Annotated in this window: 17 protein-coding genes; 8 read left to right on the top strand and 9 right to left on the bottom strand. The window is 61.3% G+C overall.

Annotation, left to right across the window (positions count from 1 at the left end; all coding sequences use genetic code 11):
* The first annotated feature begins 21 nt into the window (after positions 1 to 21).
* Both ACZ5MJ_RS24260 and ACZ5MJ_RS24265 read left to right on the top strand, forming a co-directional pair.
* Positions 22 to 435 carry a LysR substrate-binding domain-containing protein gene (locus ACZ5MJ_RS24260; protein ID WP_464226209.1) on the top strand — a complete coding sequence of 138 codons (414 nt, stop codon included), beginning with the start codon at positions 22 to 24 and terminating at the stop codon, positions 433 to 435.
* 102 nt (positions 436 to 537) lie between these two features.
* A complete protein-coding gene (locus tag ACZ5MJ_RS24265; RefSeq protein ID WP_464226210.1) occupies positions 538 to 906 on the top strand; it encodes a VOC family protein in 369 nt (122 codons plus the stop codon).
* 62 nt (positions 907 to 968) lie between these two features.
* Here the strand turns inward: ACZ5MJ_RS24265 and ACZ5MJ_RS24270 are convergent, their stop codons facing one another.
* Positions 969 to 1,397, bottom strand: a complete 429-nt coding sequence (locus ACZ5MJ_RS24270; RefSeq protein ID WP_464226211.1) for a hypothetical protein — start codon at positions 1,395 to 1,397, stop codon at positions 969 to 971.
* Between the two features lie 98 nt (positions 1,398 to 1,495).
* On the opposite strand from ACZ5MJ_RS24270, the gene ACZ5MJ_RS24275 reads away from it, so the two are divergent.
* From ACZ5MJ_RS24275 to ACZ5MJ_RS24290, 4 genes are all read left to right on the top strand, one after another.
* Entirely contained in the window at positions 1,496 to 1,846 is a 351-nt protein-coding gene (locus ACZ5MJ_RS24275) for a MerR family transcriptional regulator (protein WP_464226214.1), read from the top strand.
* 240 nt (positions 1,847 to 2,086) lie between these two features.
* Positions 2,087 to 2,344: a hypothetical protein gene (locus tag ACZ5MJ_RS24280; protein WP_464226215.1), complete on the top strand. Its 258-nt coding sequence runs from the start codon at positions 2,087 to 2,089 to the stop codon at positions 2,342 to 2,344.
* Positions 2,345 to 2,363: 19 nt separating this feature from the next.
* Positions 2,364 to 3,434: an acyltransferase family protein gene (locus ACZ5MJ_RS24285; RefSeq protein WP_464226216.1), complete on the top strand. Its 1,071-nt coding sequence runs from the start codon at positions 2,364 to 2,366 to the stop codon at positions 3,432 to 3,434.
* A gap of 107 nt (positions 3,435 to 3,541) precedes the next feature.
* Positions 3,542 to 4,111, top strand: coding sequence for a cysteine dioxygenase family protein (locus ACZ5MJ_RS24290; RefSeq protein ID WP_464226217.1), 570 nt, complete (start codon positions 3,542 to 3,544; stop codon positions 4,109 to 4,111).
* Between the two features lie 140 nt (positions 4,112 to 4,251).
* Here ACZ5MJ_RS24290 and ACZ5MJ_RS24295 read toward each other — a convergent pair whose 3' ends face one another.
* A complete protein-coding gene (locus tag ACZ5MJ_RS24295) occupies positions 4,252 to 4,818 on the bottom strand; it encodes an antibiotic biosynthesis monooxygenase (RefSeq protein ID WP_464226218.1) in 567 nt (188 codons plus the stop codon).
* Between the two features lie 560 nt (positions 4,819 to 5,378).
* On the opposite strand from ACZ5MJ_RS24295, the gene ACZ5MJ_RS24300 reads away from it, so the two are divergent.
* Both ACZ5MJ_RS24300 and ACZ5MJ_RS24305 read left to right on the top strand, forming a co-directional pair.
* Complete coding sequence (locus ACZ5MJ_RS24300; RefSeq protein WP_464226219.1) at positions 5,379 to 6,074, top strand: dienelactone hydrolase family protein; 696 nt, start codon at positions 5,379 to 5,381, stop codon at positions 6,072 to 6,074.
* Between the two features lie 199 nt (positions 6,075 to 6,273).
* Positions 6,274 to 6,594, top strand: coding sequence for a high-potential iron-sulfur protein (locus tag ACZ5MJ_RS24305; protein ID WP_464226220.1), 321 nt, complete (start codon positions 6,274 to 6,276; stop codon positions 6,592 to 6,594).
* Between the two features lie 161 nt (positions 6,595 to 6,755).
* On the opposite strand, the gene ACZ5MJ_RS24310 is transcribed toward ACZ5MJ_RS24305, so the two are convergent.
* From ACZ5MJ_RS24310 to ACZ5MJ_RS24340, 7 genes are all read right to left on the bottom strand, one after another.
* Positions 6,756 to 7,814, bottom strand: a complete 1,059-nt coding sequence (locus tag ACZ5MJ_RS24310) for a DMT family transporter (protein WP_464226221.1) — start codon at positions 7,812 to 7,814, stop codon at positions 6,756 to 6,758.
* A gap of 192 nt (positions 7,815 to 8,006) precedes the next feature.
* Positions 8,007 to 9,041, bottom strand: coding sequence for a YncE family protein (locus ACZ5MJ_RS24315; RefSeq protein ID WP_464226595.1), 1,035 nt, complete (start codon positions 9,039 to 9,041; stop codon positions 8,007 to 8,009).
* Positions 9,038 to 9,499 carry a chromate resistance protein ChrB domain-containing protein gene (locus ACZ5MJ_RS24320; RefSeq protein WP_464226222.1) on the bottom strand — a complete coding sequence of 154 codons (462 nt, stop codon included), beginning with the start codon at positions 9,497 to 9,499 and terminating at the stop codon, positions 9,038 to 9,040. Before ACZ5MJ_RS24320 ends, ACZ5MJ_RS24315 begins: the two co-directional genes overlap by 4 nt.
* The gene (chrE, locus tag ACZ5MJ_RS24325) at positions 9,496 to 9,837 is read right to left on the bottom strand and encodes a rhodanese family chromate resistance protein ChrE (RefSeq protein ID WP_464226223.1); all 342 of its coding nucleotides are present in this window, start codon (positions 9,835 to 9,837) and stop codon (positions 9,496 to 9,498) included. Before chrE ends, ACZ5MJ_RS24320 begins: the two co-directional genes overlap by 4 nt.
* 17 nt (positions 9,838 to 9,854) lie before the next feature.
* Complete coding sequence (locus ACZ5MJ_RS24330; RefSeq protein ID WP_464226224.1) at positions 9,855 to 10,448, bottom strand: superoxide dismutase; 594 nt, start codon at positions 10,446 to 10,448, stop codon at positions 9,855 to 9,857.
* Between the two features lie 18 nt (positions 10,449 to 10,466).
* Entirely contained in the window at positions 10,467 to 11,672 is a 1,206-nt protein-coding gene (locus ACZ5MJ_RS24335) for a chromate transporter (protein WP_464226225.1), read from the bottom strand.
* A 17-nt stretch (positions 11,673 to 11,689) separates the two neighbouring features.
* Positions 11,690 to 12,655 carry a chromate resistance protein ChrB domain-containing protein gene (locus ACZ5MJ_RS24340; RefSeq protein WP_464226226.1) on the bottom strand — a complete coding sequence of 322 codons (966 nt, stop codon included), beginning with the start codon at positions 12,653 to 12,655 and terminating at the stop codon, positions 11,690 to 11,692.
* Between the last annotated feature and the right edge of the window lie 58 nt (positions 12,656 to 12,713).

Here is a 12,713-nt window from a genome sequence, read left to right on the forward strand (position 1 = left end):
CCAGTCGGCGTTATCGTCAGCTTGCCCGCGCGGTCTGCAGCGCTTTGGTCCACCATAGCAGGTCGTCGATCCGAGCACGACTGTCTGACGATTTCCAATCGCCGGGGTCGAGGCGCGTGGCGTCTGCAGGGTCCACGCGGCACTCAGGAGTTGTCGATCAACAGCCGGTTCGCGGTCAACGACATGCGAGTGCTGGCGCAGGCTTGTACAGCCGGACTGGGTATTGCATTGGTGCCGCAGCTAATCGTCGAGCCGGTCATCGCGCAGGGGAAACTGGTGCGCGTGCTGCCGACCTATCGGCGCACGAGCACCGGCCTCGGCCTGCAGCTGGTCTACACGAGCCGCCCACCGGTACCGCCCGCGGTAACGGTCTTCGCCGAGTTTCTTATGGAGAAACTCGACGAAGCGATGACAAACCCCTCACGGAAAGCTTGACATGCGGGGGCGGCCGCCGGTGGGCCAGGCCCGCTTGTGGACGTCCCCTTGATGGAAGGGTTAGGATGCGCGCGCAGGCCCACACACACTTCCGGAGCACTCATGTTTGACCATGTCAAATTCGGAGTCAGCGACTATGCAGCGAGCAAGGCGTTCTTCCTCAAGGCACTCGAACCGCTCGGCGTAGCGATTGCATCGGAGGGGCCGCCGACGTACGGTGTCGAACTTAGCCCAAAGGGTAAGGCGTCATTGTGCCTGTACCAGACCGAGGAGAAGCCGGCGCATCTTCACCTGGCGTTCACGGCCGAGAATCGCCAGCAGGTCGAAGCCTTCTATCGCGCGGCTCTGGAGGCGGGTGGCAAAGACAATGGCGCGCCTGGTCTGCGCCCGCACTACCACGCGAACTACTATGCAGCGTTCGTCATTGGTCCGGACGGGCACAACATTGAAGTGGTTTGCCACCAAAACTAGGGCCTGGGCCCTGACGTAATGTATCCCGCAGAACCTGCGGGATAACCATGACCATTCACACGTCAAGTCGAGGCGCCGAACAGTCGCGTTCTCCACGGGCCGCGCAGGAGCGGAAGCAACTGCGCCGCGCCGAAGGCCAACTCTGCGGCCAGGAATGGCCAGATCAGGGGGCTCGCGCCCTGGTGAAGGGCCACCGCTTGCCACATCGCGAACAATGCCCGGGCAATCCCGTCGAAGACGCCGTAGCCTGGCGTTGTCCGCCATAGGCGTACTGCTGCCCAAACCAGGACAACAGAGCCAAGCAGGTTAGCAAACAGCACGTGTATGGGATCGAAAACCGGCATCGGCGCGAGCGCCAGGTTGGCAGCGATCTGATTCATGACGCGCCAGAAAACTTCAAATGTCCAGGGCGTCGTGAAGGCGGCGGTGGCAATAACGTCGTACCAGGCGCTGGCTCGGACAATTTTCAGATATCGGTTTGGGTAAGACATAGCGCTCTCCGGTGTTAGCGTCTATAGTCTCAACCCTGGAGTGCACACCAACGTCAAGGGGAATACATGCCGCCGCGCATCAATTTTCTCGGAGCACTATGCGAATAGGTGAACTGGCGGAGTTGTCCGGGCTGTCGCGAGATGCGCTCCGCTTCTATGAGAAAGAAGGTCTGCTCGAAGCCCGCAGGCGGACCAACGGCTATCGTGACTATGGGCCGGAAGTCCTTGCCTGGCTTCAGTACGTGCGAACCGCTCAAACGCTCGGCTTCACCCTCAACGAGATTCGCACGCATGGTGCACGTGTCAAGGCGGCAGTTGACCCCGAACGAGAACTGGAAGCGTTGCTGAGGGCAAAATTGCAGATGGTCGACCTGCGCATCGTCGAGCTAAAAGCGCTGCGTCAAGACCTTGAAGCGCGCCTCGGTCAGGGTTGCCCGCTTCGCGCCTGATGCTTCAGCGCTCCGGCCTCGATATGTAGCCCCTCACGCTTCCTGGTCGTCGCCGATCGAAACGTGCCGCCCCAGGGTCCGCATCAGGATCTCGTGGATTCGCCCACACCATTCCAGGAGGAACTTTCGGGAATAGTTCGTGCGATTTCGCACCGAGAAAGAAATGGCGAGCCACTAGTCTGGATCATCAGAACACGCCGTTGCTTCGAACGGTGTGCACCGGTCTCAGTGGAGGATCGGATGGATCGCTTTTACCTCTTCGACGCGTCGCCCTGCCCCAGCGCGACCATGGTGCGCGTTCCCGTTTATAGCAGCACGCCCGAGCGCGCTGCTGCATCGCAAATGACCGCATTTACCGCGGTCCTCCAGGCACACACCGGCCAATTCTTCCACAATTTCGCTGCGCTGCACGATTATCCGGTACGGGATTACCGGACGTTCTGGCAATGCTTCCCGCAGTGGTCGCCGTTGCCGTCGAAAATCGCGAGCTATCGATAATTTTCCGTTTCAAAAAAACGTGCGCCAAACAACTCTTTCCGGCATCCAATCGCTTCGCGGGGTAGCGGCTCTGCTCGTGGTTTGCTTCCATGCGGCGCTACTTGTTCAGAGAAATGGCTGGACCGTCCATCTGGCCAATCTGCTCGACCATTGGGGGCGGATCGGTGTCGACATCTTCTTCGTCATCTCCGGCTTTGTGATGGTGGTCACCGCAGGCGACAGACCGCGCGGGATTGACGCCGCATGCAAATTCATGCTCGATCGCATCATACGAATCGCACCAGTCTATTGGGTGCTGACCGGATTGATGACGCTGGCGCTCGCCGCAGCACCATCCGTATTCAACACTGCCCATTTCGACTGGGTTATTACCTTGGCGTCCTGCCTGTTCATACCGACCCTGGATAGGGCCGCAGGCATTACCTACCCTATCCTTTATGTTGGATGGACCCTCTCATACGAGATGCTGTTTTATCTGGTCTTCGCAGCAATGCTTCTCCTAAGACGGGAAGTCCGCATCCCAGGCCTGATTTTTATTTTTGGGGCTACCGCAACCGCGGGCTTCGCCATGCAACAGCAAGGGTTTCTGGCATTTCTCACAGATCCCATCACGACAGAATTTGTCTTCGGATGCATTGCCGGTCGGATCTACCAGCAGGCGCCTCCGGTATCCAGACGCGCCGTCCTTGTTGTACTTGCCCTGGGCGGCGCACTTGCGACAGCATCAATTCGAGAGGATATTGACCTGCACTGGCGCGTTCTCGCATGGGGGCTGCCGGCAGCCTTGATAGTGGCTGGCACCGCGCTCATCGAGCGTAGCGGCGGCACCCGCTGGCCAAAAATGTTGCGCCTGCTCGGCGACAGTTCCTATTCACTCTATCTCACTCATATCTTTGTACTGCCCCTCATCGGTCGAGTCCTGACTAAACTGGACCGCGCACGAATCGTCTATGGTGACATGATCTGGATTGGGGCGATTTCAATTGCCGTGCTCTTTGGCTATATCTTTTACTTGAAATTCGAGGCCCCCATGACCCGCTATCTGCGCAGAAAATCCCATCCCATTGAAGCGCAAAAAAGCCCCGCCTAGTGTAGTGTTCTGACTTGAACTACAATCCCTCGGCTCGCCAGTTCAACAGTGTCGGAACGACTGGCTTCGCGGATCGTCCGCGAGCCGGCCGGAGGCACAAATTGCCCATGACCTCACACGTTCTCGACAGCTTCATCAACCAGGCCACCGCCCGAAGCCAACTACAGTCGGAGCCGGCCGACAGCGTGCTGGCGCTCGCTCCGCTGATGCTCAATCTAATCGAGCATGCTGGCACGTTTCTGCAGCCACATCACTATCGGAGCAGCGACGCGGGCTATACCCGTAACCTCATTTATGAGGCCCCGGACAAAGGGCTCTCGCTGTACGCGCTCGTTTGGCTTCCAGGCCAATGGACACCGGTACACGACCACGGAAGTTGGGGTGTCGTCGGCGTGGTCGAGGGCGTTCTGGAGGAACGTGCCTATGTGAGGGTGTCACCGGATCGCGGCGCCGACGAAGGGATAGACCTGGTGCGTGGGGGCATCGTCCTGCTACGGAGCGGATCCGTGACCAGCTTCGTACCCAATCCCGATCACATTCACGTTACCGGCGTTCCAGCTGGGCGGTCCCGCGCGGTCAGTCTGCACATCTATGGCAGAACGATGAATGACTTCAACACGTACGACGTTGAGGCCCGCACCCGTCGCCGCATCACCGTCCCGCACAATGAAAGCTGACCCGGATCATCGCCGCGCAGGAACAACTAGCCGGCGACTGGAATGCAACTCGGCCCCATGCTCCGGACCCCGCATGATGACGCGCGCAAACGCACGCTGCGCGGCTTGAGCGCCGCTGCAGCGCGCCAGGTACATGCTGGTCACTTGAACAGCCAGTGTGCAACGAGCCGTGTATAGCGCGGCATCACAACGTAAACCATCAGGAACACGATTGCCGCCGTCACGGCTGCCTTGTCGATGAACGAGTCATGGGCGAAGCCCAGGCGCGTAAGCGCAGGCACGACGCCCCATGGCACGACGATGCTGATCGGCAGAATGGCGCTCCACGTGATGAGCCACTGCTTCCACGCGGTTGGAACCTTGACCGGTGCGCTCTTTGGTGTGAACCAGAAATCGAGGCCGGTCCTGATCTCGTATCGGTCGCCTTGCCGCAGAGACGGCCGCATGCTCTCAATATGTTGGCGACGCACATCGGATTCCATCCAGGCGCTGAGGCTTTTGAAGTCGGCGAAGCGGACGATGGTCGCGTACTCGCGGCTCGCGCCGACCGGACGGACCACATCGGTGCTCAGGTAGCCGGCAAACCTGGAGCACGCGGCCCGGATGTCCGCGAGCCACGTTTCGTACTGCTCGGCGTCGTCGGGCGCGACCTCGTGGACAATGATGCTCGTCACGATTTCCTGCGGATTGAAGGTGGTCGTGTTCATCGCGCTCCCGGTGGATGGCAGTAACCGCTGCGCCATGCGTCTGCGATTCGCTTTGACACGCTTGGCGGGGGCATTGTGGCTGATCCTCTACATCTTACGCGGAATGCGGTTGTGCGGCAGCCCTTCAGTGATGAGGAATGCATTCACCTCCCGCAATCGGCGCCGATTCTCTACGGCCAATGGACGGCACCAGCCAAGCGGCGGCTGCGCCCGGATAGCGGTCAACCGCCCCCTTGCAGCGCATGCAATATTTGGCAGGTGCCCAGCTGACCTCCTATCCAGAAGCTCGAGGGGATCGCCTGGCGTACGAGGCCGAGTTGGTCGATCGTGGCCACAGAGGACAGAACCGTCCATCCGGACCTGGAACGCTTCGCCGCCAGGCGCATGGGCGCCACCCACCGTCGAGCTCAACACCAGCCACGTCCCGATGCTCTCGCAGCCGCATACGGTGCTCGACGTGATCCGCAAGGCCTGCGCCGCGGTCGCCGCCAGGCAGGGATAGGCGGTCCGGAACGATATCGGCGGAAATCCGGGAACTGTAGTCACCGAAGGAGAAAACGATGGGAAATCGTATCGTCATCGAGGGCCAGGACGGCGCCTTCGGCGCCTATATTGCGCGGCCGGCCGATCTGCCCGCGCCGGCTGTCGTCGTCCTGCAGGAAGTGTTCGGGGTGAACGCCGATATCCGCAAGCACTGCGATGAGTTGGCCGGGTTGGGCTTCATTGCGGTGGCGCCCGATCTGTTCTGGCGACAAGAGCCTGGCGTCGACCTCGACGTCAGTTCGGAACCTGACTGGCAGCATGGGCTGCGTCTGTACCTGGCTTACGATCGGGACGCCGGCGTGAAGGACGTCAAGGATACTGTCAAGACCACGGCCGAACTACCCGAGTGCACCGGAAAAGTCGCCGTCCTGGGCTATTGCCTTGGCGGCCTGATGGCCTTCCTGACAGCAGTCCGCTCCGAGGTTGACGCCGCCGTGGCCTACCATGGCAGCGACACCGAAAGGTACCTTGATGAGGTGGGCAGCCTGCATGCGCCGCTGTTGATGCACCTGGGAGAGGAAGACGAGTTCATCCCCGGGCCAGCTCAACAGGCGATCAAGGCGGCTCTCGCCGGCAAGCCGGATGCCGCGGTCTACAGTTACCCCGGCCAGCGCCACGCGTTCTCTCGCAACAATGGCGCTCATTACGATGCCGCCGCCGCGGCCCTGGCCAACGGTCGAACCCGCGATTTCCTGAACCGCGCGCTCCGATGATCCTTGCCGACCCTGGCTGCTCGCCTTGCCGGCGAGCGGCCAGGGTATGACCTTTCAGCTGTTCACGACGGCGAAGGGAACGGCGGCGCGCCATGGTTCGCCATGATGGCCTTGTGTCTACTCAGCGCGTAGACAAACCTGTAACCTCTGTCCCGTACGGCTGGCACATGCCCGCCCCCCAACACAGAGGAGCCCCACCATGCCGCGCAGACGACAATTCCTTGGCTACCTTCCGTTCGCGCTGACCACCGGACTGGTGGCCACAGCGGTCCTCGGCAGTCGGCAGGCCCGCGCCGCGGCCATGCTGGGCGACCAGGAGCCGCAGGCGCTCAAGCTAGGCTACAAGGCCGACTCTTCCAAGGTCGATCCGCAGAAATACCCCAGCCACAAGCTCTCCCAGACCTGCGCCAACTGTCAGCTCTATCAGGGTGACGAGGGCAGCGCTGCCGGCGGCTGCGTGTTGTTTGGCGACAAGGATGTCGCAGCGAAGGGATGGTGCAGCGCCTGGGAGCAGGGCTGACATCGTGCGCTGCGTTGATCCAGGAAGCGTGCGCCCCTGAACATGCCCGGTCGATCGACAGTCACTCCTCAGACTACCACTCGTCGCCACTACGGGAGGTTCATTGACCTCAAAGCCAACTCAATTGAGAAAAATGATCACGACCGCGCCAGAGTCCCGGGCTAGTGCGAATGCCTGTGGTGAATGTCCGGGTAGTGCGGGTGCTTGTGAACAAGGGTTTCGTGCACGTGGGCATGGACATGTGGCTCCTTGCCATCCCAAGGGAAATCATGTGTGTGTTGATGATGCTCGTCGTGACGGTGTGGATGCGTGTGCTCCATCGCCTCATGCGTATGCACGTGATCGTGCCGCTCGCGCAGGTGCAGCCAAACGCCAAGCGCCATTAGTACCGCGGCGAGCCAGAACAGAATGCTCGGCATCTCGGGCCACAGGGCGAGAGAAATCACTACGCCAAAGAGTGGCGCCACGGAGAAATACGCTCCTGTTCGTGCCGTGCCGAGATGACGAAGCGCAATCACAAAGAGCGCCAGGCTGACACCGTAGCCAACAAAGCCGACCACCATTGCCCAGATCAATGGCAGTGCGGCGGGCAGCGTATTGCCTGCCGCTATTGCAAGCCCTGTATTGCATGTCCCGGCGACCAGGCCCTTCAGGCAGGCAATCATTACCGCATCATTTGACGACACCTTTCGGGTCAGATTATTGTCGATTGCCCAGCATGCGCAAGCAGCCACAATCAGCAATGCCCCCAAGGACAATGCTGCTGCGTTGGGTTGCCAGGAAAGTAGTGCGCCCCCTGCAACAATGGCGACCATGCCGAGCACAATCTGTCGGTCGGCATTCTCCTTGAACACGACCCAGGCGATGAGCGCCGTGAACACGCCTTCGACATTCAACAGGAGCGAGGCTGCCGCCGCACCCGTCGTTGCGAGGCCAGTCATTAAAAGTGCTGGACCGGCCACGCCACCGACAAGGATCGCGCCAAGCAGCCAAGGGATTTCGCGTCGCGGGATTGACGAGACTGCGGGAGCGGAATCTCCCGCTCTCGCTATCAGCCTCCTGGCGAGCAGCACGGCCGTCAAGCCAAGACCACTTCCCAAGTACAGGAGGCCAGCGAGAAGAATCGGTGAAATCGCACCGGTCAACGTCTTGGCCAAGGGTGTGCTTGCGCCGAACAGCAGCGCAGCAGCCAAGGCAGGGGCAGCGGATCGGACTGACATGTCGACTGTCGCTTGCAGGAGCACACCCGTTATTGTCTCGCATCCGGGCGAGTTCGGCGTGCAGTCCCACGCTACCAACGGCCAACGACCACAATCGTCACGCCAGCTCGTTCGGCAACTCCAAGGCGCCGTAGGGGAGCACACCGACGGACCGAAGCGCTCTTGGCCGCCGATCCTGAGCGATGACAAGCCTCAAGGCTTCATTACGCGCATCACAGAGCGATGGTCAACGTCCTTCAAGGGAAGATATATCTCGTGCGTAACGGGATCGACCGCCAAGCTGTGCGCATTCGGTCCGGCAAAGCCCTCCTTGACCTTCGTTACGCCGGTAGCCGTGACCTTGAAAATCGACAGCACGCCCGACTCACTGGCCACATAAACCTGCGCGAGATCCCGATCGTAAGCCACAACGTCAGGGCTCCGGCCAACTGGGAAGGTCGCGACGAGCCGCTTGCCTTTCAGATCCAGGACGAGCAAGCGACTATTCCCTTCGCAGGCGATGAACGCCAGTCTCTGCTGTGGCGCGATGAGCAACCCATGGTTTCCGTCGGCACCGGGCAGCGGGATGTGATCGACGACTTTGTCTGTGCGTGGATCGATCTCAACCAGGGTCCGGCGTCCCTGGACATTGACAAAAATATGCTTCGAAACGGGATCGTACTGGGTGTTGCCTACGGTGCCGCCCAGCTCAATGGTAGCGATCCGCTGGTTCGAGCGGACGTCGATCACGGATTCCGTGTTGCCAGTTTCATTGGAGACATATAGCTTGCCGACATCCGGCGCATAAGCAATGCCGTCGGGATAAACGCCACCGGGGATGCGGGCGACGGTCTTTAGCGTATTCGCGTCGATTGCCACGATCTCGTTCGTCGCGGTCGCTGAGGCATACACACGACCAAGCTCCGGAACGGCAAGCGTACCGTGGACGTGGCCAACACCGTTGATCGTGCCCACGATGCCTTTGGTCCTGGTGTCCATCACGACAACCGCACTATCGCCAAGGTGCGCAATGAATAGTCGCGACGTGGCCGGGTCCAGGCTAAGGTAATCCCATCGCGTTGTGGTGCCCGGCAACGAATAGTCGCCTACATGTTGCAGCGGTATCGTATCCACCGGGCCTGGCTGTGCGGCATGGGTGTGGACAACCAAGCCGAACACCATCGCTACGAATGCAAGGGCCCATCGCGATGAAGTGCGGTATGCCCATGATGGCGGTTTTGCGTTCATCCGGGCATCCTGGGTGGCCACTGATGCGTTTCCGCCTGACAGCTTTGACACCACGCATACAACGCGTCGTACATCACCATGCCATGTTCGAGCATTTCATGGTCATCGGCGAAGACTTGGGACAAGCCGAGAGAGATCGCGTAAAGCCCACTTGACTGAGGGGTCAGATCCAATCGTGAGGTATCCGCGCCGCGCACGATGCCGGCCACCTGCTGCAGGGCAGCGTCGCCACCAAGATCGTACTTGCCGAGGAAGGCATCGAAGCTGCACAACTCGCCGACATGCGACAGCTCGACGCCGGGGATGTCATATGGAATCGCACCGGTCTCGCCGGCAATGCGCAAGACATCGCCAGGGGGCACGTACAGGAACTCCGGCCGCTCATCGACGAACCGGGCAATCAGCCATGGGCAAGCGATTCGGTCGATCTTGGGGCGCTCGCGCGTAATCCATTTCATGATTCGCTCCGTGATGGTTTGCTGGCCGTGGGGTGACTATCCGCGACCCACTGTTCGATACCACCGTCGAGATACGTGACGCTGTGTCCCGCCTGCTCAAGCCGCGTGGCACAGTCCTGGCTTACCTGATGGCCGCGGACGCAATAGACGACAACAGGTCGGGAGGCGTCGATGGCCGTGATCCAGCTTTCAATGTCCGCGGGATCGTGCCAGAAGGCGCCGATCAGGATCTTTGCACTGGCCTCGAAGGCTTCCGGGCGTCGCACATCGATCAACTGCACAGGGACCGGACCTTGCATCGTCGCGGCAAGCTCACTCGGGGAAATTGGCTTGGGCATGTCCTGGCACCTCCGCCCTATCGCTGCGCCGCCGTCTCGAAACGAGCGCAGACTTGTCGCCAATGGACGTTATTCATGAACGCGTCGACGTAGGCCGCTGCCTTGGCGCCATAGTCCATGTGATAGGCGTGCTCGTACATATCGAGCGCCAGGATCGGTGTGCCTCCGGCAAGCGTATGGGCATGATCCGCAGCCCATTGGTTGACGAGGCGCCGGTCGCGCGGCGAGTAGGCGAGCAACACCCACCCCGAGCCACCGCCAAGCGCCTTGCCCATCGCCGTGAACTCGGCCTGCCAGCGCGCGACCGAGCCGAAGTCGCGTTCGATGGCATCCCTCAGGTTGCCCTCGAGCGGCCCGCCATCGCCGAGGCTATCGAAGTACACCTCATGCAGGATCATGGAATTCGTGGCGATCAGCTCCTCACGCTTCAAGCCGTTTAGAAGAAAAATGGGGGCGGCTGCCACATCCAGGGCGGCAATGTCCGCCGCGATCGCATTCAGGCGCTTCACCGCACCGCCATAGTTGTTCTCGTAGTGGCTGACGATCAGCTTCTCGGACAAACCTGGCAAGTTGGCCGGATCGCATGCCAGCGGCTTCATTTGATAGGTCATGGGTTCTCCTTTCGCAGCTCAATGGTGCAACAGCGGATACGCGGCCAGCCCGATCAAGGCGGCACCGACAACGATCACGGGCTCCGACAGCTTCTTGAACTTCAGCAGCAGTGCGACGGTGACCAGCGCCAGCAGGGCCGTAGGAATATCGACGATCGAGCGCTTGGCCAGCACGATGACCGCACCGGTGATGGCGCCGACCGCGGCGGCCGTAACGCCATCCACGAAGGCCAGGATCGCGGGCAACTTGCCGTACTTCTTGAAGTACGGCGCCGGCAGGATGGTGAACAGGTAGCACGGCAGGAAGGTACCGGCCGCTGCCACGCAGGCACCAGGCAGACCGGCGACCAGGTAGCCGATGAATCCGACGGTGATGACCACCGGCCCCGGCGTGATCATGGCGACAGCGACCGCATCGACAAACTGCTTGTCGTTCAACCAATGGTGTTCGGTCACCACGCCACCGTAGAGGAAGGGAACGATGGCCAGGCCCGAGCCGAATACAAAGGCACCGGCCTTGGCGAAGAAGACGCCGATCTGTGCCAGCAGCGGCCAGTCAATCGTGCTCAGCATGCCGCTTGCCGCCGGCAGAGGTGTTGCCGCCAGTGCATTCACCTTGCCCTGGCGTAGCCATTTGGGTGGCGCGCGCCAGAACCACACCAGGACACCGCCTGCAAGGAACAGCCACGCCACTTCCGACTCGGTGATCACTGTCACGGCAGCGAGGACCAGATAGACGAACCAAAGCAGCTTGTCTTTGCCCACGCTCTTGTTAGTGAGCTTGTAGGCGCTGATCGCAATGATGCCGATCACGGCGGCACCCACGCCGTAGAACACCGACTGCATCCAGGTCAGTCCACCGAAGCGTACATAGGCCCAACCGAGTGCCACCACCATCAGGAACGACGGCAGCACAAAGGCGATGCCGACGAGCGTTGCGCCGAGGATGCGGTAATGCACGTAGCCGAGATAGATGGCCAGTTGCGCCGCCAGCGGCCCGGGCGCCAGTTGCGCGAGCGCGAGGCCTTCCTTGTAGTCGCCGTCGGTGATCCAGCGCCGCGCCTCGACCAGGTCGCGATGCATATAGCCGGCCAGTGCCACCGGGCCACCGAAGCCGAAGGTGCCTAGCCGCAGGAAGTACACGACGATTTGCCACAGCGTGTAGGCCGGGCGTTCGTGGGATGAAGGCGGCGGTGCAGTGTCAATTTGCTGGGGCGAGTTCATTGGCTTTTTCGATTGAGTTAACTTGACTTCCGACCGCTGGAGAAATGCGCGTAGAGGGAATCCAGGACGCCCCCGATCTCATCGAGGAGCGCATCGTCATCGGCCAACCGCTTACGCGCGCCGGCGAGAACGGCTTCGAATCCGCCAGCCTCGGGCACCGTCGAGCCGCCGACGTCCAGCGCGTGCACCATCGCGCCGAGCCGGGCCAGTCCGTGGTTATCGTCGAGTCCAAAGCTCGCGAGCAGCACCTCGAACGACACGCGGCCGTCGACATGCGTGAAGGTTGCGCCGTCGAAGTCGAAGCCAAGGGCATCGGGTGGGCAGTCCGTCAGGCTTTCCAGCCACAGAAAACGGGCGTGCGGGTCGATGAACCGCTGGATCAGCCACGCACAGGCAACGCGGTCGACCCATAAGTGGCGGCGGGTCGCCCAGAGGCGGCCTTGATATTGGGCGGGGTCGCGCCGGGGAATGCTGCCGGCGGCGGCGCGCGGTTCGCCAGGCGACAAAATGGCCTCGATCGCACCGGAAAAGTCTCGCCATTGCGCTTCCGCGCGGATGGACGCCTCATTGGGGAAGAAATCGATCTTCCGAATGGCCTCATAGGCTCGGCTATGGCGGCGATACAGCCGATTGAGCTCGGGCGTGCCAAGCCCGGTCAACGTCTTGCGTGCTTCTGACAATCCGGTCAGCCACTCGGTGTAGTCTGCGGTGCGGTCGAACAAGGCCTGGTAGGCGGCCACGTCGTCCACCCCCAGGGCCTCGACGCGTAGTAGCCATGCCTTGCCGTCTTCCTGCTGTGTCTCGTCGGCAAGCTCGCGAAATGGCGCCGCTTGCTCGGCATTCTCAGGCAGAAGATAGGCACCGTCGCGCAAGGCAGCGCAGCCGAGCGCCTTGACCGCACGCCAGATGCGCATGCGCGCGGTCGCGCCCGCAGTTGGCAGGCTGACGATCAGAAGGAGCCAGGAGTTGGTCTTGGGAGTCATGACGGCAGCATAGGGTGCCGTACGGACTACTGCAATGTTGTAGAGATCGCTACCGATT

Source organism: Cupriavidus sp. LA-1 (genome assembly GCF_055385985.1).